The organism is Methylobacterium sp. CM6244 (genome assembly GCF_054817885.1).
Window position 1 is genome coordinate 3,164,573 of the sequence record NZ_CM139247.1, and the last position, 23,581, is coordinate 3,188,153.

23 protein-coding genes are annotated in these 23,581 nt (G+C 67.6%); 13 read left to right on the top strand and 10 right to left on the bottom strand.

Going from position 1 to position 23,581, the window contains the following annotated elements:
- Positions 1-27 precede the first annotated feature (27 nt).
- Positions 28-849 carry a transporter substrate-binding domain-containing protein gene (locus ACYQML_RS14770; RefSeq protein ID WP_311275491.1) on the top strand — a complete coding sequence of 274 codons (822 nt, stop codon included), beginning with the start codon at positions 28-30 and terminating at the stop codon, positions 847-849.
- 37 nt (positions 850-886) lie between these two features.
- Here ACYQML_RS14770 and ACYQML_RS14775 read toward each other — a convergent pair whose 3' ends face one another.
- Positions 887-1,951, bottom strand: a complete 1,065-nt coding sequence (locus ACYQML_RS14775; RefSeq protein ID WP_461233215.1) for an NAD(P)H-dependent flavin oxidoreductase — start codon at positions 1,949-1,951, stop codon at positions 887-889.
- A 248-nt stretch (positions 1,952-2,199) separates the two neighbouring features.
- On the opposite strand from ACYQML_RS14775, the gene ACYQML_RS14780 reads away from it, so the two are divergent.
- The 6 genes from ACYQML_RS14780 to ACYQML_RS14805 all read left to right on the top strand — a co-directional run bounded on the left by ACYQML_RS14780 (position 2,200) and on the right by ACYQML_RS14805 (position 8,690).
- Positions 2,200-3,567: an MFS transporter gene (locus ACYQML_RS14780; RefSeq protein ID WP_461233216.1), complete on the top strand. Its 1,368-nt coding sequence runs from the start codon at positions 2,200-2,202 to the stop codon at positions 3,565-3,567.
- Positions 3,568-3,613: 46 nt separating this feature from the next.
- Positions 3,614-4,150 carry a hydroxyisourate hydrolase gene (gene uraH / locus ACYQML_RS14785; RefSeq protein ID WP_461233217.1) on the top strand — a complete coding sequence of 179 codons (537 nt, stop codon included), beginning with the start codon at positions 3,614-3,616 and terminating at the stop codon, positions 4,148-4,150.
- A 51-nt stretch (positions 4,151-4,201) separates the two neighbouring features.
- The gene (gene uraH / locus ACYQML_RS14790) at positions 4,202-4,555 is read left to right on the top strand and encodes a hydroxyisourate hydrolase (protein WP_056429340.1); all 354 of its coding nucleotides are present in this window, start codon (positions 4,202-4,204) and stop codon (positions 4,553-4,555) included.
- A 40-nt stretch (positions 4,556-4,595) separates the two neighbouring features.
- Complete coding sequence (locus ACYQML_RS14795) at positions 4,596-6,065, top strand: MFS transporter (RefSeq protein WP_461233218.1); 1,470 nt, start codon at positions 4,596-4,598, stop codon at positions 6,063-6,065.
- A 188-nt stretch (positions 6,066-6,253) separates the two neighbouring features.
- Entirely contained in the window at positions 6,254-6,772 is a 519-nt protein-coding gene (gene uraD, locus ACYQML_RS14800; RefSeq protein WP_461233219.1) for a 2-oxo-4-hydroxy-4-carboxy-5-ureidoimidazoline decarboxylase, read from the top strand.
- Between the two features lie 217 nt (positions 6,773-6,989).
- Positions 6,990-8,690, top strand: coding sequence for a lysine--tRNA ligase (locus ACYQML_RS14805; protein ID WP_311275498.1), 1,701 nt, complete (start codon positions 6,990-6,992; stop codon positions 8,688-8,690).
- Positions 8,691-8,699: 9 nt separating this feature from the next.
- On the opposite strand, the gene ACYQML_RS14810 is transcribed toward ACYQML_RS14805, so the two are convergent.
- The 8 genes from ACYQML_RS14810 to ACYQML_RS14845 form a co-directional block, all read right to left on the bottom strand.
- Positions 8,700-9,023 carry a type II toxin-antitoxin system RelE/ParE family toxin gene (locus ACYQML_RS14810; RefSeq protein WP_461233220.1) on the bottom strand — a complete coding sequence of 108 codons (324 nt, stop codon included), beginning with the start codon at positions 9,021-9,023 and terminating at the stop codon, positions 8,700-8,702.
- Complete coding sequence (locus ACYQML_RS14815; protein ID WP_207413922.1) at positions 9,020-9,271, bottom strand: type II toxin-antitoxin system ParD family antitoxin; 252 nt, start codon at positions 9,269-9,271, stop codon at positions 9,020-9,022. Before ACYQML_RS14815 ends, ACYQML_RS14810 begins: the two co-directional genes overlap by 4 nt.
- 128 nt (positions 9,272-9,399) lie before the next feature.
- A complete protein-coding gene (locus ACYQML_RS14820) occupies positions 9,400-10,260 on the bottom strand; it encodes an SDR family oxidoreductase (protein WP_461233221.1) in 861 nt (286 codons plus the stop codon).
- Between the two features lie 46 nt (positions 10,261-10,306).
- Positions 10,307-10,486: a DUF1328 domain-containing protein gene (locus ACYQML_RS14825; protein ID WP_461233223.1), complete on the bottom strand. Its 180-nt coding sequence runs from the start codon at positions 10,484-10,486 to the stop codon at positions 10,307-10,309.
- A 48-nt stretch (positions 10,487-10,534) separates the two neighbouring features.
- A complete protein-coding gene (locus tag ACYQML_RS14830) occupies positions 10,535-11,905 on the bottom strand; it encodes a chloride channel protein (RefSeq protein ID WP_461233224.1) in 1,371 nt (456 codons plus the stop codon).
- A gap of 306 nt (positions 11,906-12,211) precedes the next feature.
- A complete protein-coding gene (locus ACYQML_RS14835; RefSeq protein ID WP_461233225.1) occupies positions 12,212-13,630 on the bottom strand; it encodes a deoxyribodipyrimidine photo-lyase in 1,419 nt (472 codons plus the stop codon).
- 439 nt (positions 13,631-14,069) lie between these two features.
- A complete protein-coding gene (locus tag ACYQML_RS14840) occupies positions 14,070-15,167 on the bottom strand; it encodes a TRAP transporter substrate-binding protein (protein ID WP_207413930.1) in 1,098 nt (365 codons plus the stop codon).
- Between the two features lie 123 nt (positions 15,168-15,290).
- Complete coding sequence (locus ACYQML_RS14845; RefSeq protein ID WP_348646177.1) at positions 15,291-16,358, bottom strand: branched-chain amino acid ABC transporter substrate-binding protein; 1,068 nt, start codon at positions 16,356-16,358, stop codon at positions 15,291-15,293.
- Between the two features lie 31 nt (positions 16,359-16,389).
- On the opposite strand from ACYQML_RS14845, the gene ACYQML_RS14850 reads away from it, so the two are divergent.
- Entirely contained in the window at positions 16,390-16,647 is a 258-nt protein-coding gene (locus ACYQML_RS14850; RefSeq protein ID WP_461226823.1) for a hypothetical protein, read from the top strand.
- A gap of 105 nt (positions 16,648-16,752) precedes the next feature.
- On the opposite strand, the gene ACYQML_RS14855 is transcribed toward ACYQML_RS14850, so the two are convergent.
- Positions 16,753-17,922 (bottom strand): polysaccharide biosynthesis/export family protein, encoded by a 1,170-nt coding sequence (locus ACYQML_RS14855; protein WP_056429361.1) that lies wholly within the window; start codon positions 17,920-17,922, stop codon positions 16,753-16,755.
- A 290-nt stretch (positions 17,923-18,212) separates the two neighbouring features.
- On the opposite strand from ACYQML_RS14855, the gene ACYQML_RS14860 reads away from it, so the two are divergent.
- The 5 genes from ACYQML_RS14860 (at position 18,213) to ACYQML_RS14880 (ending at position 23,405) form a co-directional block, all read left to right on the top strand.
- The gene (locus ACYQML_RS14860; protein ID WP_461233226.1) at positions 18,213-19,514 is read left to right on the top strand and encodes an alpha/beta hydrolase; all 1,302 of its coding nucleotides are present in this window, start codon (positions 18,213-18,215) and stop codon (positions 19,512-19,514) included.
- A 41-nt stretch (positions 19,515-19,555) separates the two neighbouring features.
- Complete coding sequence (locus tag ACYQML_RS14865) at positions 19,556-20,068, top strand: gluconokinase (RefSeq protein WP_056429433.1); 513 nt, start codon at positions 19,556-19,558, stop codon at positions 20,066-20,068.
- Positions 20,068-20,892, top strand: a complete 825-nt coding sequence (locus ACYQML_RS14870) for a Cof-type HAD-IIB family hydrolase (protein WP_461233227.1) — start codon at positions 20,068-20,070, stop codon at positions 20,890-20,892. The genes ACYQML_RS14865 and ACYQML_RS14870 overlap by 1 nt, the downstream gene beginning before the upstream one ends.
- A 226-nt stretch (positions 20,893-21,118) precedes the next feature.
- The gene (locus ACYQML_RS14875; protein WP_311275504.1) at positions 21,119-22,030 is read left to right on the top strand and encodes a transglycosylase SLT domain-containing protein; all 912 of its coding nucleotides are present in this window, start codon (positions 21,119-21,121) and stop codon (positions 22,028-22,030) included.
- A 418-nt stretch (positions 22,031-22,448) separates the two neighbouring features.
- Positions 22,449-23,405, top strand: coding sequence for a helix-turn-helix transcriptional regulator (locus ACYQML_RS14880; protein ID WP_082470531.1), 957 nt, complete (start codon positions 22,449-22,451; stop codon positions 23,403-23,405).
- Positions 23,406-23,581: the final 176 nt, after the last annotated feature.

The following is a 23,581-nucleotide window of genomic DNA, read 5'->3' on the forward strand; positions in this document are numbered from 1 at the left end:
GGCAGGCGGTCCGCCGCCGCTTTGCTGGTGACGGCGCTCCTCGCCGTTTCGCCGGCGTCGGCGCAGGAAGCCACCTCGCCGGGCGTGACGATCCCGAATTTCTGGAACCCACGCAGCCGGCTCGAACGGATCGAAGCGCCGCAGACGGCGCGCGCCATCCGCTTCCTCACCGACGACGAGTTCCCGCCCCTGCATTTCGCCGGCCCTGACGGCGCGCCGACCGGCTTCGTGGTGGAACTCGTCCGGGCGGTCTGCGAACGCTTGACGCTCAGCTGCACCATCCAGGCGCGCCGGTTCGATACGCTGCTCGACGGGCTGGCCGACCGGCAGGGCGACGTGGTCGCCGCCGCCATCCCGCTGACGCCGACCCTGCGCAGCCGGTTCCTCGCCACCCGTCCGTATTTTCGCTGGCCGGCGCGCTTCGCCGCCCGCACCGACAAGGGCCTTCCCGCCCCATCGGCGAAGGCCCTCGCGGGCAAGTCCGTCGGAATCGTCGCGGCAAGCGCGCATGCGGCCTATCTCAAGGCGTTCTTCCCCCAGGCGGAGGCGCGCGAGTTCACCGACCTCGCCACCGCCGAAGGCGCGCTGCGGCGCGGCGACGTGGATTACGTCTTCGCCGACGGGCTCAACCTCGCCTTGTGGATCGGCGGCATCGATTCCTCGAATTGCTGCGCGCTGGTGGGCGGCGACTACCTCGAAAACCACTATTTCGGCGAAGGCATCGGCCTCGTCACCCGCCGAGAGGATACGGCCCTCTCCCGCGCCCTCGACGAAGCCCTGCAAAGGCTCTGGGACGAAGGGAAATACGCAGAGTTGTACCTGCGGTTCTTCCCCGTCAGTCCGTTCTGACTCGCCGGCCCATCCCCCTCAGGGCGCCGGGCTGGCCTTACATCCTCAGCATCCCGCGCGCCTCGTCCGCCAGCCGCAAGGTAAGGTCCGCAGCCCCCGTTTCCCGTGCCAGGGACGCCGCCTGACCGGACCAGAGCGGCGAGAAATCGCCCGAGCCTCTCGCCTCCGCGCGCTGGCGCAGGGGCTGGAGCGCCACGGCGGCGGAGGGAAAGGCCGGAGCGTCGGCGTTCACCGGGCCGAGCTCCGCCAAAGCACGGTTGACGAGCCCCCGGGCGGGACGGCCCGTGAACACGTTGGTGAGCGCCGTATCCTCGTCGCGGGCCGCCCGCAGGGCGGCGAGATGGACGGCGGAGGTGCCGGCCTCTAGGCAGAGGAGATAGGCCGTGCCGATCTGGACGGCGGACGCGCCGAGCATGAGCGCCGCGGCGATCCCGCGCGCATCGGCGATGCCGCCCGCCGCGATGACCGGGACGCGCACCGCGTCCACCACCTGCGGCACCAGAGAGAAGGTGCCGACCTGGGACTCCACCGCATCGGTGAGGAACATGCCGCGATGGCCCCCGGCATCGGCCCCTTGGGCGATGATCGCGTCCACGCCGCGCTCATCGAGCCAGCATGCCTCACGCACCGTGGTGGCGGACGAGACGACGAGGCAGCCCGCTTCCCTGACGCGGCGGAGGAGGGCGGCCTCGGGGAGCCCGAAATGGAAGCTGACCACCGCCGGGCGCAGATCCTCCACGACGGCGCACATCGCCTCGTCGAAAGGCGCACGGTTGGCCATGGCGACGGGCGCGGCGGGGTCGAGGCCGAGCTCGCGGTAATAGGGTGTCACGCGCTGGAGCCATGCGGCCTCGCGGGCCGGATCGGCGGCGGCCGGAGCGTGGCAGAAGAAATTCAGATTGAACGGACGATCCGTGTTCAGGCGGATCGCCGCGACCTCATTGCGCACCTGTTCGGCGTTCAGGGCGGCACAGGCCAGCGACCCGAGGGCGCCGGTGGTGGAGACGGCGGCCGTGAGCTGGCCCCGAGGCCCGACCATCGGGGCCTGGACGATGGGATGATCCAGACCGACGAGATCGAGGAAGCGTCTGTCGGGCCACATGGCATGGTCTCCTTGGCAAGGCGTCGATCACCGTCTGTCTACACCATCGAAGCGCGAAGGTTTCCGGTTGGCTCCGCAGCCCTGAGGAACGCAATGAAAAGCCTCGCCCGGCGTGGATAACCTCGCGCGCAGGCGAGTTTCACGGCCCGGTCGGATGTCGGATCGCGCGGGAACATGGTCCAACTATTGCTAATGTTTCGGCGTGGTTTGCATCGGCGCCGATGGTGTGACGGACCCTGAGGCGATCCATGGCGATCCGGTCATATCCAGTTTCCGATGCGTCATCGGCAGGACCTCGTCCGTCGCTCGACGCGGCCTACCGCCGGATTACCTGGCGCCTGCTGCCGTTCCTGATGATGCTCTGGATCCTGTCCTGGATCGACCGGGTCAATATCGGCTTCGCCAAGCTGCAGATGCTGTCCGATCTCAAATTCAGCGAGACGGTCTACGGAATCGGCGCGGGCATCTTCTTCATCGGGTATTTCCTGTGCGAGGTGCCGAGCAACCTGCTGCTGGAATATATCGGCGCCCGCAGGACCATCGCGCGGATCACGCTCCTCTGGGGCGCCTGCTGCGTGGCGATGATGTTCGTCACCACACCGGCCTTCTTCTACGTGCTCCGCTTCCTGCTCGGAGTGTTCGAAGCCGGCTTCTATCCGGGCGTGATCCTGTACCTCACCTACTGGTACCCGAGTGAGCGGCGGGCGAAGGTGTTCGGCCTCTTCATGTCGGCCTCGGCGATCGCCGGGGTGATCGGCGGGCCGCTGGCCGGCGCGATCCTCACCGGCATGAACGGCGTCAACGGCTGGGCCGGCTGGCAATGGGTGTTCCTGCTGGAGGGCATCCCCTCGATCCTCGCAGGGTTCGTCACGCTCCTCTACCTGACCGACCGCCCCGCCAAGGCCACTTGGTTGACACCGGAACAGCGGGCGCTGATCGAGGCGGATCTCGCCCGCGATGCCGAGGCCTTGGGTCCACGCGAACATCGCATCCTCGCCTCCCTGAAGGATGTCCGGGTCTGGCAGTGCATCGCGATCTTCTTCTGCATCATCATGGCGAACTCGGCCCTGACCTTCTTCGGGCCGAGCGTGGTGCGCGATGCCGGCTTCACCGACCCGCTCACCGTCGGCTGGATCATGTCGGCGGCCTATCTGTGCGGTGGCATCGGGATGATCCTCAACGGGCGCCATTCCGACCGGACCGGCGAGGCGCGCCTGCATTGCGGGATCCCGGCGACGATCGGGGCGCTGGCCATCGCCCTCGTCGGGTTCCTGGTCCCGTGGAGCCCGGTTCTGGCCATGCTGGCGCTCGCCGTGGCGATCGTCGGTACGATGAGCGCGATCCCCGTCTTCTGGCAGATCCCCGGGCGGTTCCTGGCGGGCTCGGCCGCCGCGGCCGGCATCGCCCTGATCAATTCGGTGGCCAACCTCGCAGGCTTCGGCGCCCCCGCCCTCATGGGTTACCTGCGCGAGCATACCGGCTCGGCCTCCGCCGGCCTGTGGCTGGTCGCGGCCTTCGAACTCGCGACGATCGTGCTGATCCTCGCCTTCGTCCCACCCTCAACCCCGGCGCTGGAGCGCCGGGCCGCCGCCCGTGCCGCCCATGAGCCGGCCTGACCCCGCCCCCGGCCGCGCCGGAACCGGCCCTCTGCAGGAGACACATTTGAACCACCCCCCTGAGCGACCCGACCTCACGCGCCGCAGCCTGGTCAGCGCCGGCCTTGCCGGAATCGGTCTCGGCGGCACGGTCGCCGCCACCGGCACCGTGCTGGCGCAGGGCGCGCCCGCCCCGGCTCCTGTGCAGCCGGGCGCCCTAACCACCGGCCCGACGATGCAATCCGGCCTCGGCCCGCGCCTCACCATGCACGCCATCGACAATTTCCACGGCACACCGGGCGCGGGCATGGTCTGCGACCTCTCCGTGCGCGATGGCGACACCTACCGGCCGATCAAGACGATCACGACGGGAGCCAACGGCCGCTCGCCCGAGCCGCTCCTCATCGACGACGCCCTGAAGACCGGGCGCTACGAATTGCTGATGCATGTCGAGGAATACTTCGCCCGGATCGGCGTGGCGCTGCCGAGCCCGAACTTCCTGAGCCTCGTCCCGATCCGCTTCCACATCCGCGACGCGAGCCAGCGCTACCATCTGCCGATCCTGTTCACGCCCTGGGGCTACTCGTATTATCGCGGCAGCTGAGCGCCCCGACCGTCCGCAACCGCTTCCCCACGACACGATCCGAGAGACCCGATGGCCGGCATCACGACACATATCCTCGACTCGGAGCGCGGGCGCCCCGCGCCCGGCGTACGCATCGACTTTTCGGTGATGGAGGAGGGGCGCTGGCGCCTCGTGAAGAGCGTCGTCACCAATGCCGACGGGCGCACCGACACACCGATCCTGCCGGCGGCCGAGGCGAAGATCGGCCAGTACCAGCTCGAATTCTTCATCGACGGCTATCTGAAGAGCCGGCCCGGCGTGAGCGAGGCGGACATCTTCGTGGACAACCCGGTGGTGCGGTTCGCGGTGTTCGACGCCAAGCAGCATTACCACGTGCCGATGCTGTGCACGCCCGGCAATTGCACCACTTATCGCGGAAGCTGACCATGCCGGAACGGGTCGAGATTTACGGCCCGATCAGGATTTGGATTGCATAAGGGGAGGGTCCATCTCGTCTCGGCACTTCGGTGAGAGTTTCATCGCCGCCGATGACGCGACCATCTTCGGGGCGATCCATGGCGATCCGGTCATATCAACTCATCCTACGTCATCGGTCGGACAGAACCCGTCACTCGACGCGGCCTACCGCCGGATCACCTGGCGCCTGCTGCCGTTCCTGATGATGCTCTGGATCCTGTCCTGGATCGACCGGGTCAATATCGGCTTCGCCAAGCTGCAGATGCTGTCCGATCTCAAATTCAGCGAGACGGTCTACGGCATCGGCGCGGGCATCTTCTTCATCGGCTACTTCCTGTGCGAAGTGCCGAGCAACCTGCTTCTGGAACATGTCGGCGCCCGCAAGACCATCGCGCGGATCACGCTCCTCTGGGGCGCCTGCTGCGTGGCGATGATGTTCGTCACCACGCCGGCCTTCTTCTACGTGCTCCGCTTCCTGCTCGGAGTGTTCGAAGCCGGTTTCTTCCCGGGCGTGGTCCTGTACCTCACCTACTGGTATCCGAGCGCGCGGCGGGCGAGGGTGCTCGGCCTCTTCATGTCGGCTGCGGCCATCGCCGGGGTGATCGGCGGGCCGCTGGCCGGGGCGATCCTCACCGGCCTGGACGGCGTGAACGGCTGGGACGGCTGGCAATGGGTGTTCTTGCTGGAGGGTATTCCTTCGATCCTTGCAGGGCTCGTTACCATCTTCTTCCTCGGCAACGTTCTTACCGACCGCCCCGCCAAGGCCAACTGGCTGACACCGGAGCAGCGGGCATTGATCGAAGCCGACCTCGCCCGCGACGCGGAAGCCTTGGGGCCCCGCGAGCACGGCGTCCTCGCCTCCCTGAAGGATGTCCGGGTCTGGCAGTGCATCGCGATCTATTTCTGCCTCGTCACGGGGTACTCGGCGCTGATCTTCTTCGGGCCGAGCGTGGTGCATGATGCAGGCTTCACCGACCCGCTCACCATCGGCTGGATCATGGCCGCCGCCTTCCTGTTCGGCGGCATCGGCATGGTGCTCAACGGGCGCCATTCCGATCACACCGGAGAAGTGCGCCTGCATTGCGGTGTGCCCGCCATGATCGGGGCACTGGCCATCGCCCTCGTCGGGTTCCTGATCCCGTCGAACCCGGTTCTGGCCATGGTCGCACTCGCCGTGGCGATCGCCGGTACGATGAGCGCGATCCCCGTCTTCTGGCAGATTCCCGGACGGTTCCTGGCAGGCTCCGCCGCCGCGGCCGGCTTCGCGCTGATCAACTCGGTGGCCAACCTGGCGGGCTTCGGCGCTCCGGCGGTGATGGGCTATCTACGCGAGCATACCGGCTCGGCCTCCGCCGGCCTGTGGCTGATCGCGGTCTTCGAACTCGCAACGATCGTGCTGATCCTCGCCTTCGTCCCGCCCGCCACCCCGGCCGGCGAGCGCCGAGGCACCACCGGCGCCGCGCCCGAGCCGGCCTGAACCGCCACGGCCGTGCCCGGGGCGGGAGCGTCGACCGCGCCCCGAAGAGGCTGCCCCCGTGAGCGAGGCGGAGATCGCCGTGGACAAAGGGTGGCACGGTTCGCCATGGTCGAAGCCAGGGAGCATGATCCCGTGCCGATGCCGTTCACGCCGGGTCGTCGTACGGATTATCGCGGGAGTTGAAGCCTTTGTCGGATCTGGCCGCCATCCACCGTCTCGACCGGGACGCCTTCGTCGCTCTGCTCGGCGGGGTGTTCGAACACGCGGCCTGGGTCGCCGAAGCGGTGGCGCCGGCCCGCCCCTTCTCCAGCGTGGCCGACCTGCACGCCGCGATGATGGACGCGGTGCGCCATGCGCCCGAGGCGCAGCGCCTCGCCTTCCTCAAGGGGCATCCGGAACTCGCCGGGCCCGAGGCACGGGCGCGGGCCATGACGGCCGACTCGGCGAGCGAGCAGGGCAGCGCCGGCCTCGACCACCTGCCGCCGGAGGATGCGGCGGCCTTCGACCGCCTGAACGCCGCCTACCGGGAGAGGTTCGGCTTCCCCTTCATCATCGCCGTACGGGGCCGCAGCCGGGCCGAGATCCTCGCGGTGTTCGAGGCCCGCCTCGGACGGGGACAGGCCGAGGAGGAGGCCACCGCCCTCGACGAGATCGGCGCGATCACGCGGATGCGGCTGGACATGCTGATCTCGGGGGCGGGCGACTGAGAGCGTTCGCGCTCGGCCCCCGCAAGGGTCGGGAATGCCCGCCTGTTCGACGTACCAAGCATCAAAGCCTGGCTTCGAGCGACCTCGGCCCCGGCCTCGCCGGAGACTCGCATCGCACCTCCGCGTTGACCCTCCCCGGCCCGCTCCCTAGGGTGCCCGGCCGCATCCGGCCGGTTCCGGCCGTCCCGTGTCTTCTCGCAGAACTGACGCCCATTCCATGTCCGCCCCGCCCGTCTCGTCTCCGCTCGCCCTCGACCCCGCCTTGGTGGAGGCCGCCGCCCATGCGGCTGCCTGGCCCTTCGAGGAGGCGCGCAAGCTCGTGGCGCGGCTGGAGCGCAAGCCGAAATCGGAAGTGCTGTTCGAGACCGGATACGGGCCGTCGGGCCTGCCGCATATCGGGACGTTCGGCGAGGTGGCCCGCACCTCCATGGTGCGCCACGCCTTCCGCGTGCTCACCAACGACAGCGTGCCCACGCGGCTCATCGCCTTCTCGGACGACATGGACGGCCTGCGCAAGGTGCCGGACAACGTTCCGAACAAGCAGATCCTGATCCCGGCGCTGAACCAGCCGCTCACCCGCGTGCCCGACCCGTTCGGCACGCATGACAGCTTCGGCGCGCACAACAATGCCGAGCTGCGCCGCTTCCTCGACGCCTTCGGCTTCGACTACGAGTTCCGCTCGGCCACCGAATGCTACAAGGCCGGCCTGTTCGACACGGCCCTGCTGACGGTGCTCGACCGCTACGAGGCCGTGATGGCGATCATGCTGCCGTCGCTCCGGGCCGAGCGTTCGGCGAGCTATTCGCCGTTCCTGCCGCTGCACCCGGAGACCGGGGAGGTGATGCAGGTCTCCATCGACGAGGTCCGGGTCTCCGCCGGCACCCTGGTCTGGCGCGACCCCAAGACCGGCACTGCCTACGAGACCCCGGTCACCGGCGGCCACGCCAAGCTGCAGTGGAAGCCGGATTGGGCCATGCGCTGGGTGGCGCTCGGCGTCGATTACGAGATGGCCGGCAAGGATCTGATCGATTCGGTGAAGCTCTCCGGCGAGATCGCCCGTGCCCTCGGCGGCGAGCCGCCGGAGGGATTCAACTACGAGCTCTTCCTCGACAAGGAAGGCAAGAAGATCTCGAAGTCGAAGGGCAACGGCCTGTCCATCGACGATTGGCTCGTCTACGGCACCGCCGACAGTCTTGCCCTGTTCATGTACAACAAGCCGCGCGAGGCCAAGCGCCTGTTCGTGGAGATGATCCCGCGTCAGGTCGACGATTACCTGAACTTCCTCGAGAAGTTCCCCGGCCAGGAGCCGGCGCAGCAGCTCGGCAACCCGGTCTGGCACCTGCATGCCGGCCATCCGCCGGCGGCCGAAGCCGTGGGCAAGGGCGGCTCGCTGAACTTCGCCATGTTGCTCAACCTCGCGGCTGTCGCCAATACCGAGGACCCAGCGGTGCTGTGGGGCTTCATCCGCCGCTACGACCCGGAGATCGGGCCGCAGACCCATCCGGTCCTCGACAAGCTGGTCGGCCATGCGCTCGCGTATTTCCGCGACCTTGTGCGTCCGGCCAAGACCTACCGCACGGCGACGGAGGAGGAGAGGGCGGCCCTTGCCGACCTGTCGCAGACGCTGGAGGCCCACAAGGGCTCTACCGATCCGGAAGGGCTGCAGGCCGTGGTCTACGAGGTCGGGCGGCGGCACTTCCCCGACCTGTCCGGCAAGGCCAAGAGCCCGGACGGACGGCCCGGCGTGTCGCAGGCCTGGTTCACCACCATCTACAACGTGCTGTTCGGCGAGGCGCGCGGACCGCGCTTCGGCTCGTTCATCGCGCTCTACGGCGTGGCGGAAACGCAGGCGCTGATCGAGAAGGCCCTGTCCGGCGCGTTCGTGCCGGCCTCGTCCGAGACGACCTCACTGGCGTGACCCTCGACCTCACCGATTATTCGCTGGACGGATGATCGCTGAGGTGAGGACCGGGATCCCGGCTGGCATGCAGCATCCCACGATCTCTACAGTCCCGGCCTCATAGCGGAAGAAGATCACGTAGCTTTCGCAAGGAAAGCTACGTAGGTCGCTCGGCAATTCCGGACGTGCCCGGCCGAGCCGTCCCGGGAGCGTCGCCAATCGATGGCATTGCCGGCGAAGTCGCGCAACGAACCCCTGTGCGGTGGTGAGGCTGCCACTGATTTCAGTGACGTGGCCGAGGATATCGACGAGGTTGGTTCGCGCGAAGGCGAGGAACCGAACCTTGCTCACTCCCCATAGCCCAGAGCCTTGAGTTCCGCGCTCTTCGCCGCAAGCGCGGCATCGATCTCATCCTCGCTCGCGTCGCCGCCCGCCTCGACGGCCTCGCTCAAGGTCCGACGCAGGGCCTGGAGTTTCGCCTCGCGCTCTTCGACGAGGCGAAGGCCTTCGCGAACCACCTCACTCGCCGAGCCATAGCGGCCATCCTGCACGATGCGGGAGATAAACCTCTCCCACCGGTCGCCAACAGATACGTTCATGCCGTCCTCGCCTCTCAATCGATGCGAAGAATATCATAAACGGTGCATTTTTTGATATGGGAGCGGATTGAGAAGGGGCCGGAATCAGGCGTATCCACCGGCGCGTCTCCACCAACGGGGCCGTCGCCCTATTCCGCTCGTCCGAGCTGCCGCAGGCTCAACGCCCAGACCCGTTCCTGAAGCGCCTGATCGCGACCGTGGCGAGAGGTCGAGACGGGGTTGCATTTCGAGAAGTACAGGCCGCTGACGCCGTCCACGTCCGGCGAGGTCGCCAGATGCAGGGAGGTCGCCGCCCCATCGGCCGGATTGCTGAGGAAGGGCCGGATCAGCGACCAACTGATGCCGAACCATCCCCCGGTGCCGCCGGCGAAACCGCTGGCGATCACGCCGGGATGGAGCGAATTCACGGTGACACCTGTGCCGGCGAGGCGACGGGACAGGGCGGCGGTGAACAGCACGTTGCCGAGCTTGGCCTGGGAATAGGCCTTCCACGTGCCGTAGCGGCGCGCCCCGTCGAGATCCTCGAGATCGATCAGGCCGCGCGTATGCGCCCTCGAGGCGACGTTCACGATGCGAGCGGGCGCGCTCGCCTTCATCAGGTCGAGGAGGTCCAGGGTCAGTTGCATGTAGGCCAGATGGTCGAGCGCCCAGGTCCGCTCCAGGCCATCCACTGTCACGTGCCGGGCATCGAAGATGGCGCCGGCATTGTTCACGAGCACGTCGAGGCGTGGATAGAGCGCCCGCACCTCGGCGGAGAGACGCCGGATCTCCGCCTGCGAAGACAGGTCGGCGAGAAATACGTCGATGACGGCGCCCGGCACCGCGTCGCGGATGCGGGACGCCGCCTCGTCGGTTCGGCCGGCATCACGGCCGACGATCCCGACACGGGCGCCCGCCCGTGCCAGCCCCAGGGCCGTCTCGTAGCCGATGCCCGAGGTGGCACCGGTCACGAGACAGATCTTTCCGGGAATGGGTACGGCGTTCGCCATGGACGTCACGAACTCCCGCCGGCCCGGTTACCGATCGGATGACCGCTTAGAAGACCGCGTGACCGACAGCCAAAGCGAGCACCACGATCACGATGGCGATCACCAGGAACACACCGAACAGGATGCGCGACAGGGAGCGCGCGCCCGAGGCGATGCCGGTGAAGCCGAGGCCGCCCGCCAGGAGCGAGATGACGAAACAGATGAGGGCCCATTTGAGAAGGGTCATACGCGCAAAACTCCAGCGTGCGGAACGACCGATAACCCTCCTGTCGGGTCAAGCGTTCCGCTCAAGCTTGTGCGGCGTCGCGATGACGGGCGCGGCACCGGATTCCGCCTTCTCCAGGATCGTGGCGGCCAGCGCGTGATAGAGCCCTTCGCGGCAGATCAGCTTCGAGACCGCGTCGGCGATGAGGGCGGTGACCATGAGCGGGATCATCATCGCGTGGTCCTGGGTCATCTCGGTGACGATGACGAAGGCGGTGATCGGCGCCTGGAGCGTGCCGGTGAGGTAGGCGACCATGCCGATGAGCACGAGCGCGCCGATGGGCACGTCCGCGAACAGGCCGTGCAGCCAGACGCCCATCCCAGCACCGACGCTGAGGGAGGGAGCGAACAGGCCGCCGGGAATGCCGCTGATGGAGGAGAACACCGTCGCGAGGAATTTCAGCGGGGCATAGGCCGGATGCCCGGTATCGGTGCCGTGCAGCATGGCGCGGGCCTCCTCGTAGCCGGTGCCGTAGACCGTGCCGCCGGAGGCGAGGCCGCACAGGGCGACGCCGAGCCCGCAGAGGGCGCCGAACACGATGGGGTGGCGGCGGATGGCACCGCCGATCCGACCGGGCAGCCCCCTTGCGAAGAGGAGGGTGACGCGGCCGAACAGGCCCCCCGCGATCCCCCCGAACACGCCGAGGATCGCCACGGCGATCCAACCCGGCCCGAAGGGCAGGGCGGCTTTGGTGGTGCCGAAATACGTGTAGTCGCCCTGGATCGCCAGCGCGGTCAGACCGGCCGCGATGACGGTGGCGACGATGAGACCGCTGGTGCGGGCCTCGTAGGTCCGGCTCAACTCCTCGATGCCGAAGACGATGCCGGCGATGGGCGTGTTGAAGGCGGCGGCGACTCCCGCCGCGCCACCGGCGAGGAGGACACCCGGCAGGCGTTCCGCGTCGAGCCGGCCGAATGCCGCCATGATCGCGGCCCCCACCTGGACCGTCGGTCCCTCGCGCCCCGTCGAGGCGCCGCAGACGAGGCCCAGCGTCATGACCAGGATCTTGCCGAACGCCGTCTTGAGGGAGACCAGGGCGTTGCGGATCGCCGGGTCCTCCGTATGGCGCGCGGCGATCACCTGGGGAATCCCCGAGCCTTGCGAGTTCGGGAACACCCGAATGGCGAGCAGGATCGCGATGGCGAAGCCGAGCGGCGTCAGCACCAGGGCGACGAGGGGGGAGGGCGAGACGATCCAGCGGAATACTTCGTGCGCCCAATCCGCGAGCTTGGCCATCCCAACGGCAGCGAGCCCGACACAGAGGCCTCCGAACAGGAACAGCAGGCGCTGCCGCCACAGGGGCGCCGCATCGGAGGCCGCCCCACGCCAGCGGTCCAGTCGCCTGCGCGGCGGAGGGGAGGCGGGAGCGGGCTCAAGCATGATCGCCGGCCTGCGTGGGCGATCGATCGTCGGATGGGCGACACGTTCGTGAACCGACCCCGTCTTTCCGGGGCTGCAGAGCGGAGCCCGGAATCCAGGACCAGAGGTCGATCTTCATTCTGCTCCACCGGTGGTTCTGGATTCCGGGCTCGCCTCTGGCGCCCCGGAAAGACGGGAAGGATCACGAGCGTGTACAGCGCTTGTCCGGCACGAACCGAAGGCCCGAGGACTCTCGCCAAGCAAGCCCCCTCACGAAGCAAGGACACTTGCCAGGCGAAGCCCGCGACGCAAGGCGTGTACCGCCCCTCAGCTCGTCCTGCGCGGTGTCTTTCCCGCCTTCTCCTCAGCTTGGCAGAGTTCGCCGACGGTCTTGAGATAGGCCTTGGCGTCGAATTTCCGGAGCGAGTTCTCGCTCTGGTAGCGCACCGTCCCGAAGATTGGACGGCGCGCCCAGGGGCGGTCGTGCAGGCCGTAGACCCAGGCGACGTTGGTGAAGGAATTGGCGTCGCGCCCGTCGAGGAAGTAGCGGTTGTTGAGGCGCAGGGTCCGCCGGAACCCTTCCTCCGCGCTCGGAGACCATTCGAGGATCTTCTTGCCCCAGTACATGCGCAGGTGGTTGTGCATATAGCCGGTCACCCGCATCTCGGCCTGGGCGGCGTTCCAGTATTCGTCGTGGGTCTTGCCCTCGGCGAGTTCGGCCTCGGTGTAGAGGATGGGCCGCTCGTCATCGGCGTGTTCGGCCAGGGCCTTGCGCGCCCAGTCCGGCACCGCGTGCTCGAAACTGTCGTAGCGCTCCGTGTAGTTCACATGGTTCATGGCGAGCTCCCGCCGCACCACGAGTTCCTCGAGATAGGAGGCCTTGTCCTCCGACGCACCCGCCTTCGAGGCCCGTACCGCCAGGGCGATCTCCACCGGAGAGATCTGCCCGAAATGCAGGTAGGGGCTCATATGCGAGGCGGCCCCCGCTTCGGGCCGGTTGCGGTCGGTGCCGTAGGAGCCGAACGGCCCGGCGAGATAGGCCTTCAGGCGCCGGCGCGCCTCCGTCTCGCCGCCGGTGAAGCGCGTCACCGGAGCGACCTCGCGGTCGAGGCTCATTCCCGCCAGCACCGCCTCCGGGTCCGACACGTCGATCTCACTCTTCGGCAGCTCGCGCCCGGCCTTGTGTTTCACGGTGCGGGGTTTGAGCTCCTCCACATACTCGTCGAGGAGCTTCAGGATCTTGGGACGCAGGGTGCGGGCCGCGAATTCATGCTTCGGGGAGGCGACCTCCACCGGCACCACTACGTCCCCCTCCACCTGGACGACGCGGATCGTCACGGCTTTCGCGATCTCGCCGTACCAGCGCTTCTGGATGGCGAGATAGCCCCGGTCGAGGACGAGGAGGGCCGCCTTGGCTGAAAGGTCGATGGCGATCTCGGCCGGCGAGGCCTTGCGCATCACGAAATCGATGCCGCGCGCCTCCAGCCCTGCCTTCGCGTCGGCGAGCCCCTGCAGCAGGAAGGCGTAGTGGCGCGCATTGGCTTCGGGAAACCCGTTGGCGCCGTCGAGAAGTCCGAAACAGACGACGACGGGAAGGCCGAGCCGGTTGGCCTCCTCGATGGCGAGTTCCAGGGCCGGGTTGCAATGGGCGCGGTTGGCCTGCTGCAGCAGGTAGAGGACGTAGGAGCCGTCCGCATCGGGTTCGGCGTCGTTCAAGTCCCGTATTCGCTTCGCCTGGATCGCCATCGTGTGTCACCGCCCCGTTTCCGTCGAAGTTTGCTCTCCCGCCAAGCGGAAGGTGAAGATGAATGATCTCGCGAGGTGCGGGTCAGGGAGATGGAAACGCCAGAATTCGTAGCGTTCCACCCAATGCAGAGGCCGGGTTTCCGAATGCACTCATCGGCTTGCATCACACGGATGACCAGGAAGACTGGGGCTGATCTTGGCCTGCGACATTTTCGTTACAGCGGGATTAGGAAGTGCGACGCCACACGAAAACAGATGGCTCCGTTGCACGAACGGCCTTGCATTTCCGCCCAGGACGCTCAGATTGTGCATTGCGGGAACGCGATGGCGTCGCGCTCCCGCTGCCCTTCTTGGGCGTTTCCTCCCTAGACTTCGGGCCGCTCTTCGGAGCGGCCTTTTTTCTGTCCGCAGCCGCGCAGCGCCCGTCAGCACGGGGTGCTCATCCGCGAGCGCGGGCCCGGATCATGAAATTGTCGTAGGTGTATTCCGCCACCTGGAACCAGAGATATTCCTCGTTCCGGAAGGTCTTCATCGCCTCGTAGATGCGCTTGAAATCGGCGTTCTTGGCAGAAATCTCGGCATAGACGTCGTTGGAATGCTTCAGGGCCGTCTCCATGACGTCCTGGGGGAAGGGCCGGAGCTGTGCGCCGGCGGCCACCAGACGGCGCAGAGCGCGGGGGTTGCGCGCATCGTATTTTGCCAGAACTTCGGCATGGGCCTGGGCGGCGGCGGCCTGGAGAATGGCGCGATAGGCCTTCGGCAAGGCTTTCCAGGCCTCGGCGCCGATCCAGAAATGCAGCATCGCGCTCCCTTCCCAGAAGCCGGGGTAATGGTAGGTGGGCGCCACCTTCTGCAATCCGAGCTTCTCGTCGTCGTAGGGGCCGATCCACTCCGCCGCATCGAGGGCCTTCGATTCGAGGCCGGCATAGATCTCCGGCCCCGGCGTCGTCTGGGGCACCGCGCCGAACTTCGCCAGCACCTGACCACCGAGACCCGCGATGCGGATCTTCATGCCCTGGAGATCGGACGCGCTCTTCACCTCCCGGCGGAACCAGCCACCCATCTGCGCCCCGGTATTCCCGCCGGGGAGGCTCACCAACCCATGCTTGGCGAAGACCTCCGCGAACAGGTCGGCCGCGCCGCCCTGGAGCCACCATGCATTCTGGCCGCGGGCATTGAGACCGAAGGGCAGGGCGGAGGCGAGAGCGAAGGTCGGGTCCTTCCCGCTGCCGAGGGTGGCCGGCGCGTGTCCCATCTCCACCGTCGCGGCGGACACCGCATCGATCACCCCCTCGGCCGGTACCGGCTCACCCGGCGCAAGCACCTGAATCTGGAAACGACCGTCCGTCGCCTCGGCCACGAGGCGCGCGAGCGTCTCCGGCGCGCCGAACAGGACATCGAGGGATTTCGGATAGTGGGAGGCCAGCCGCCAGCGCGTCTCGGGCATCGTCTCGGCCCGGGCTCCCCCCATCGACAGGGCGGCGGCACCGCCCAATCCGGCGGCGAGCAGGCTGCGGCGCGCAGGGTGTGAGGCCATGACAACTCGCTTCAAAAACTCGCTTCCCCCGTCTCTCGGTCCGTTCACGAACGGGGCAGGAGGCAAATCGATCCGATATTCCTTCGCGCGCGCCCTTCCTTCGGCCTCACCGGCCGAACTCCGTCAGGGAGGGGGCGCGTAAGTGAAGGTCCCGTCCTTCCAGACATAGAGCACGTAGCCCTGGGCGGTGACGTCGCCCTTGCCGTCGAAACCGACCGAACCGAGGACGAGATCGAACCGCTCCGTATGGAGCGCGGAGACGATGCGGCGTGCATCCGTGCTGCGGGCGAAGTTCCCCGCCTCCACCAGGGCCTGAAGGGCGGCGTAGCCATAGATCGTCGAGCCCTCCACGTCGCCGCCCTGCGCCTTGAGCGCCTGGACCACGGCAGCCGCCTCCGGCTTGCGGCGCGGATCGAGGTAGAAGGTCATCAGCACGCCGTTGCTGGCCGGCCCGGCCGCGGTGGCGAAATCCTGCGTGGCGATGGCGGAGGTGCCGAACCATTGTGGCCGGAAGCCCCGTTCCGCCGAGATCCGCACGAGGCGGCCCATTTCGAGAGCGTCGCCCCCGTAATAGGCCACCGAGATCCCCGCCTCCTTCAGCCGATCGGCCAGGGCCGCATCGTCCGCGTCGCTGGCGACGAAGGCGGTCGCCAGGGCCTCGTTGATGCCGATCCGGTTGAGGTTGTCCTTGGTGGCGGCGGCGAGCGCCCGGGAGCCGGGGCTCTGGTCGTTGAGGATGGCGATCTTCTTGTCGCGGAAACGCTCCGCCAGAACCGTGGCCGAGAGCTTGGCCTGATCGTCGTCGCGCCCGCATACCCGGAACACGTTCTGGAGGCCGCGATCGGTGAGCTTGGCGGCGACGGACGCCGCCGTGACCATGGCGATGCCGTTGGCGGCATAGACTTCGGACGCCGCCAGCGAGGCGTTGGAACAGACATGACCCACGACGAGGCGCACATCGCTCGCGGCATAATGCTTGGCGACTCCCACGGCCTTGTTGGAATCGCAGGCATCGTCCTGGACGTCGAGCTGGATCGTCTGCCCGGCGAGGCCGCCCTTGGCGTTGGCGTCCCGCACCGCGGCGCGAACCCCACGAAGAACCTGCTCGCCGACGGCGACATAGGCACCCGATTGCGGAACCGCCACGCCGACGGTCACGTCGGCATGGGCGGGAGCGACGGCCAGGAACACGGCGAGACTTCCGCACGCGGCGCTTCGCGTGGTGACAGCGGATCTCAGCAGCGTGGCGGCGGTGTTCGGTCGCGTGGCGGCGGCCTTCCGTGACGTGGCGGCGGCCTTCCGTAACGTTGCGGCGGCCTTGCGCCGCGAGGCCAGATGGCGGGCCACGCTCGCCAGCCCGAAAAAGCAGGCCACCCGTCTCATCCTCATGTCGCCCCGCCCCAAAACCCGTCCGGTCCACTCTAAGACGAGCGGGCCCTACGAGTTGCCCCCCGGCACCCATGGCATCGTCGAGCCGTGAGGCAAGGCGGTCCATAACGCAAGTGCGTGCAAGCCCCCGCGTGGTCGGTGCGGAACCGAACCGCCCCGGCGCATGACGATCCGACCCATGACGATCCGGCCGGCCTCAGTCGAAGGAACCGCCGACGCGTACGCCGGTCATGACCGGCTGGGCCGCCGCCGAGAAGACGGAGAGGACCTTCTTGATCTCGGTGAACGGCGCGTTCGAGACGTAGACCATGTCGCGGTTGCGCATGCGGAAGGCCTGGGTGAGGAACAGGCTGTTCGGGTCGCGCATGTCGACGCGATAGACCACGGGAACGAGAGGTGTCCCGAGAAGCGGGCTTCCGGGCTTCAGGCGACGGACCACCGCCGCCGGCTCGAAGCGGAAGATGAAGGTCCCGGTCGGATCGGCATCGGCATCGCGCTGACCGCGTGCCTTGGCCAGCGCCTGCGCCAACGTGATGCCCTCGGCCTGGAACGGGATTTCCGTGGCCTGACCCAGCGCGCCGACCGCCAGGAAGGTCTGGGGATCGCGCACCAGGGTGAGGTTGTCGTTGGGGCGCAGGTAGATGTTTTCCTTGGGGTTCGACACCACGGTCGTCAGCGGCACCGTCGCCGTCGTACCGCCCCGCGACAGGCGCACGAAGGTCTCGTTGACGGGCGTCTTGACCCCGCCTGCGGTGGCGATGACGTCGAGGATGCGATCGCCCTGGGTACCGAGCGGGACGCGGGCGCCGCCGATGGATTCACCACCGACCGTCACCGATTGCGAGACCGGCCGGGTCACGGTGACGATCACCTGAGGCTGGATCGCCTTGCCGGCGAGCTCCGTCTCGATCAACGCCTGGACGTCCTGCGTCCGCCGTCCGGCCACCTGGATCCGGCCGGCATAGGGGATCGAGATCGCGCCGTCGCGCGAGACGACCTGCTCGGGCAGCTGCGCCGCCTTCGAGCCGGCGGAGAATGAATTGACCGTGAGCGGGCCCGAGAACAGGCCGCCCGAACCTGCTTCGAACACCGAGACAGCCACGGCGTCGCCGATGCCGATCACGGATTCCGCCGGAGCGCGACGATCGCCGAAGGATGCGAACAGGCTATCGAGGGAGCGTCCGCGCAGGGCCTCCACCACGGCGGAGTTCATGTCGATGAGTTCGTAGCGGGCGAAGGTCCCTTCGCTCGTCGCCTGATCCGCGCCGTCCACCACGGCCGTGGTCGACGGACCGGCGGCGGGCAGGAAAGCGCCGCATCCCGACACCGAAAGCGTGGTGATAAGGACGATAGGCAGAGTGCGCATGCAGTTTCGCCTGTCGGTTTCTCTCATCCGCTGCCTAAACCAAAGCCTTGTCACTGTCCGTGGCGGGTTGGACACAGTGCCGTCCCGTCGGGACGCGTGCAACGGATCGTCCCCGATACCCACATGCCGAGCTCCTGGACTTGCCGTCGGCGCTTCGCAACGGACGACGTACGGGGCTACTTGGCCGCATCTGTCTCGTCTTACTGCCGAAATCGCTCGACGGTGGGCGGATCGGCGTGCGAATTTCCCGACCTACGAGCAGGGGGCACCTGCGAGGACAGCCGAGCAGGATGCCTTTGTCTGACACGATCCCCGACCGCCCTCCCGGCACGCGCGCCGAGCGGACCCACGGTGACGGCGCACGAAGCCCCGTGCGGCGCCGGCACGTCTTCTATGTGCCGGGCTACGATCCGGAAGGGCGTACCCGCTACCGCATGCTGTTCGTGCGCGAGCTGACTCTCCATGCCAAGAGGTTCGGTGAGGCCAAGCGCCGCCCCGGACGCGCGGTCATGGGGGCGGACGGGCTTTCCCAGCGCTGGACCGTGGCCGCCGAACCGGAGGTCGGCGGAGCGGAGACGAGCTACGACGTCCTGCTCTGGGACGACATCGTGCTCAAGGATTTCGCCCGCTGGCGCATCGTCAGCGTCCTCCTGCTGTTCGCGGGCAGCCTCCAGGCCATCGTCACCGGCATGGCGGTGAAGTTCTACCGGCTGAACTGGAAATACGGCAACGTCATCCTCTATCCGCTCGGCCTGATCCTCCTCCTCACCCTCGTGAGCGGCCTGATCGCACATCAGATCCATGCTCATCTGGGAGACGGATTCGGGCACAGCCTGCAATGGCCGGCCTGGGTGACGGTGCCGCTGGGCCTCGCGGCCGGCCTCGTCTGGATCAAATCCCTCGATGCCCTGCTGGAACGCGCGTTCTTCTGGCAATTACTCAACGACTGGGTCTTCAACTGGCAGCACGGCCAGGGACGGCGGCGCGACTACGAAACCCGCGTCGACGCTTTCGCCGCCCTGGTCGTGGACCGCCTCGCGGCATTCCGGGCGGAGGGTACGGAGCTCGACGAAGTGCTCATCCTCGGCCATTCGACCGGCGCGCTCACGGCGGTGGAAGTCGCCGCCCGCGTGCTCGCCGCCGATCCGGCGATCGGCACGGGAACGACGGCCTTTTCCTTGCTGACCCTCGGCTCGGGCCTGCCCATCGTCGCCCTGCAGAAGGAGGCGCGCCGGGTGCAATCGGACATCGCGAGCCTCGTCGTCTCGGAAAGGATCGTCTGGGTCGATTATTATGCCCCCCAGGACTGGATGAACTTCCCCGATTTCGATCCGGTGGAGCGCCTGCCCCTCGACCTCGGCGGCCGCCCCCCGCGCAACCCGCTGGTGCGCTCGGCCAAGTTCCGTGAGATCATCGACCCGGAAACCTACCTCAAAGTGCGATGGCGGCCGTTCCGGATGCATTTCCAGTTTCTCTTTGCCAACGATCGTCGCGGCGAATACGACTTCTTCGCCATGGCGCTCGGCCCGCAGCGCCTGCGGGACCGGGTGAAAGGCCCCCGGATCGACACCGGCACGGCGACCGGGTCTTGAGCATCGAACCGGATCAGGGCCCGCCTCGAATTTTCATCGTGATGGGCGTCTCGGGCTCGGGCAAGAGCACGATCGCCGGGCTATTGGCCGAGCGCCTCGGGTGGGATTTCGTCGATGGTGACGCCTTCCACAGCGCGGAACACGTGGCCAGGATGCGGGATGGCCACGCCCTCGACGATGCCGACCGCGCCCCATGGCTGGCGGCGATGTCGGCCTGGATCGGCACACGCCTGGAGACCGGTAAACCGGGCGTTCTCGCCTGCTCGGCCCTGAAGCGGGCCTATCGCGATGCGCTCGTCCAGGGGCGGGCGGGCATTCGCATCGTCTATCTCGACGGCGACCGCGACCTGATCGCGGCCCGCATCGCCCGCCGCACCGGCCACTTCATGCCGGGTGCCCTCCTCGACAGCCAATTCGCCGCGCTCGAACCGCCGCGCCCGGAGGAGGGCGCGCTGGCGGTGCCGATCGTCGGCAGTGCGGAGGCCATCGTGGCAACGATCCTGGACCGATCGGGTTTGCAGCCCGACGATCCCATCAGACAGGACACAGCATGATGTCGGGCCCTCCCTCCGGCGACCGGGCGATCGCCTTCGTGATCTCCGACGTGGACGGAACCCTCGTCACCTCCGACAAGAGCCTGACCCAGCGCAGCCGGGACGCCGTCCGGCGGCTCGACGCGGCGGGCATCGGTTTCACCATCGCCTCCGCCCGGCCGCCGATGGGGCTCACCTCGCTGATCGCCGACCTCGGCCTGCGTCATCCGATCGGCGCCTTCAACGGCAGCACCCTGCTCGCCCCGGATGGGCAGATCCTCGCCGAACATCTCCTCCCGGAGGAGACGGCCCGCCAGGCCGTGCGGCTCCTCGACGGGCTCGGCCTCGATATCTGGGTGTTCGCGAGGGGGCAGTGGAACCTGCGCAACCCCCATGGGCCCTATACCGATCTCGAACGCCGGACCCTCCAGGCCGAACCCACCCGCGTCGAGGATCTCGGTCCCCTTCTCGTGGGCGCATCCAAGATCGTCGGCGTCAGCGCCGATCCCGATCATCTGGCCGCATGCGAGAGCCGGGTCGCCGAGGCTCTGGGACACGGCGCCGACGTCCATCGCTCCCAGGCCTATTATCTTGACGTGACGCCGTACGGGCAGGGCAAGGGGACATTCGTCGACGAGATCGCGCGCCGCCTCGGGATTCCTCATGCACGGATCGCGACCCTCGGCGATGCCGCCAACGACGTGGCGATGTTCGCACGCAGCGGGTTCTCGGTGGCCATGGGCAATGCCGATGAGGCGGTGAAACGGGCCGCGTCGGCGGTGACGTCGGCAAATGACGAGGACGGGTTCGCAAAAGCGGTGGATGAAATTCTCTTGACGCGCTGACGCGCAAACCCCGCCGATCCTTGCCCCGTACGGCTCAGCTCCTTGGCAATGCTGGCGAATCCGCCGGGCCACTGGCCGGGGTCGCGTTCAGGCCTGTGCCATGTGCGCCACAGCACGCGGAGAAACGGCTCCGCTTTCCCGCAATCATGACAGTGGAGCCGCCTTCCGGCCTCATTTGGCCTCGACCCTTGGCCTCAGATCAAGAACGACGCCACCGGGTCTCCGAATGAATCAGCGCCTCCTGCTCCTCGCCGTGGCTGCGGCCGTCCTGCCGGGCCCGGTTCTCGGCCAAGGCACCCCGGCCCGCGACAACATTGATGCGCTGATCGAGGAGCAGGCAAAGGCAAACGGCGTTCCGGCGAGCTTCGTCCACCAGGTCGTCAAGCGCGAAAGCAACTACAATCCCAACGCGAAGGGCGGCAGCGCCCTCGGCCTGATGCAGATCAAGCATGCCACCGCACGCGGCATGGGATATCGCGGGGATGCGGCGGGTCTCTACGATCCGAAGATCAATCTTCGTTATGGCATTGCCTATCTCGCCGGCGCCTATCGCACCGCCAAGGGCAACACCCACCAAGCCTATACTTATTACAATCGGGGCTATTACTACGCCGGCAAGCGTCAGGGCACCCTGGTCGCCGGCATCGAGGACACCACGGCCGCCTCGCCGCAATCGAGCGCGGCCTTCAGCGACGTGTTCACCCGTGGCTTCGGCGCGCAGCGCAAGGCGCAGCCCGATGCGAACGTCACCGCCGCCGGAACGGCCCTGGCCTATGCTCCGAGCCTGACCACTCCGCCCGTGCCGACCGAGCTGGTGGAAGTCCCGCTGCCGCCGCGCCGGCCGGCCGCCTTGTCCGGCCTCGCTCCGGCCGTGGCGGAGATCGGCCCCGCCCATGCGCCGGCCGCCACCCCTCAGGCCACGGCTTTGGCCGCCCTGTCGGTGAATCCGGCAATGCCCCAGCCGGCCGCCGTCGCGGGCGCCGCCGAGTTCTCCGTGACGGAGAAAGTGGAAGTGCCGCTGCCGCCGCGTCGTCCTTCGGCGGTCGTTCTGGCCTCGGTGGGCCGCCCGATCGTCGCGAAGAAGGCACCGACACCCGGCACCATCATGGAAGCCTCGGCGCTTCCGCCCAGCCAGTAGGCCCTCGAAAGCCCCGTCACCGCGTCGAGCGCCTTACCCGAAAGGCGGCAAGTGCCCCGTCTGTCCCTGATCGGGACAAAGCTGAAACCATTCAGAAACAAACATACGTGAATGTTCTCCTGTCATGCCGATTGCGGCGGGGACACGCATGTTTCGCTTGCGTATGCTCTCTTTCGACATCACATGGTGCAGTGCGGCATCGAGAGCGCATGAGGTTGCAAGATCAGGCTTCCAACACGGAGCTTGAAGTGCAAGTCTTGTACATCGGGCCCCAAACTGACGATTGTGAAGCCTCGTCACGAGCCTGATCTTGGTCAAACGACCATGGAATGAAGGATCGCGACCGGCGCTTGGGAGCCTGCTGCAATCGATCTCGCCGGCACGAATTTCGTGCCGAGCCAAGATCGCGTGGCGGGATATGGTGAGGCCATCAGCCTCCGGGACGGTCAGGTCCGGGACGCGAACACGGAAGACGGACGACGGCATGGCCGGCGCGGCTGAACAAGAATCGATTTTTCTGGCCGAACTCGGTCGGCGTGTGAGGCATGCGCGGACAGTGCGCGGCCTTTCGCGGAAACTCCTCTCCCAGACCTCGGGTCTGTCGGAGCGCTACATTGCACAGCTCGAAAGCGGGCAGGGCAACGTGTCGATCATCCTGCTTCGTCGCGTGGCGGATGCCATGGGCGTGCGGCTCGACGACATGATCGCCGTGCAGGACACCCCGCCTGACTGGCACGTGATCCGCGACCTTCTCGGTTCGGCATCGGCGGAACAGATCACCCTGGCGAAGGGCATCCTGTCCGGCCACGCCATGTCCAACGGTGACACCCCGATGCCGCGGGTGGCCCTGGTCGGCCTGCGCGGAGCGGGCAAATCGACCCTCGGCCGCCGGGTGGCGGAACGCCTGGGCTGGACCTTCATCGAGCTCAACGCCGAGATCGAGCGTGAGAACGCGCTCTCGGTGAAGGAGATCTTCGCGATCTACGGCCAGGAAGGGTATCGCCGCCTCGAACAGGCTGCCTTGCGCCGGCTCACCGAACATCCCGGCCCGATGATCCTGGCCACCAGCGGCGGCATCGTCGCCGAGCCCCTGACTTACGACCTGCTTCTCCAGGCCTTCTTCACCGTCTGGCTCAGGGCGAAGCCCGAGGAGCACATGCAGCGCGTGCGCGACCAGGGCAAGCTCGCCACCACGGGCGACCATGCCTCCGCCATGCAGGAACTGCGTGCCGTGCTGCTCAGCCGCGAGCCGCTCTATGCCCGCGCTCCGGCGGTGGTGGATACGTCCGACGTTCCCCTGGAAGAGATGATCGACCGGCTCGCCGCCGTGATCGATGCGCGTTTCGGATCGGTCGATTTCCGGCGCAGCGCCTGACACGCTGAGTAACACCGAGAGGTGGTTCGGGAAGGTAGCTCAGGAAGCCCCCTTGATACGGGGGCGGCCTTTCCCCACGCTATGGGACGCACCCAAGGGGAACGGAGTGCTCCGTTCTCCCTTGACCCCGGGGAGAGTGTTCTCCCGTATCGGCTCCCGGCACGGCCGTCCGGCCC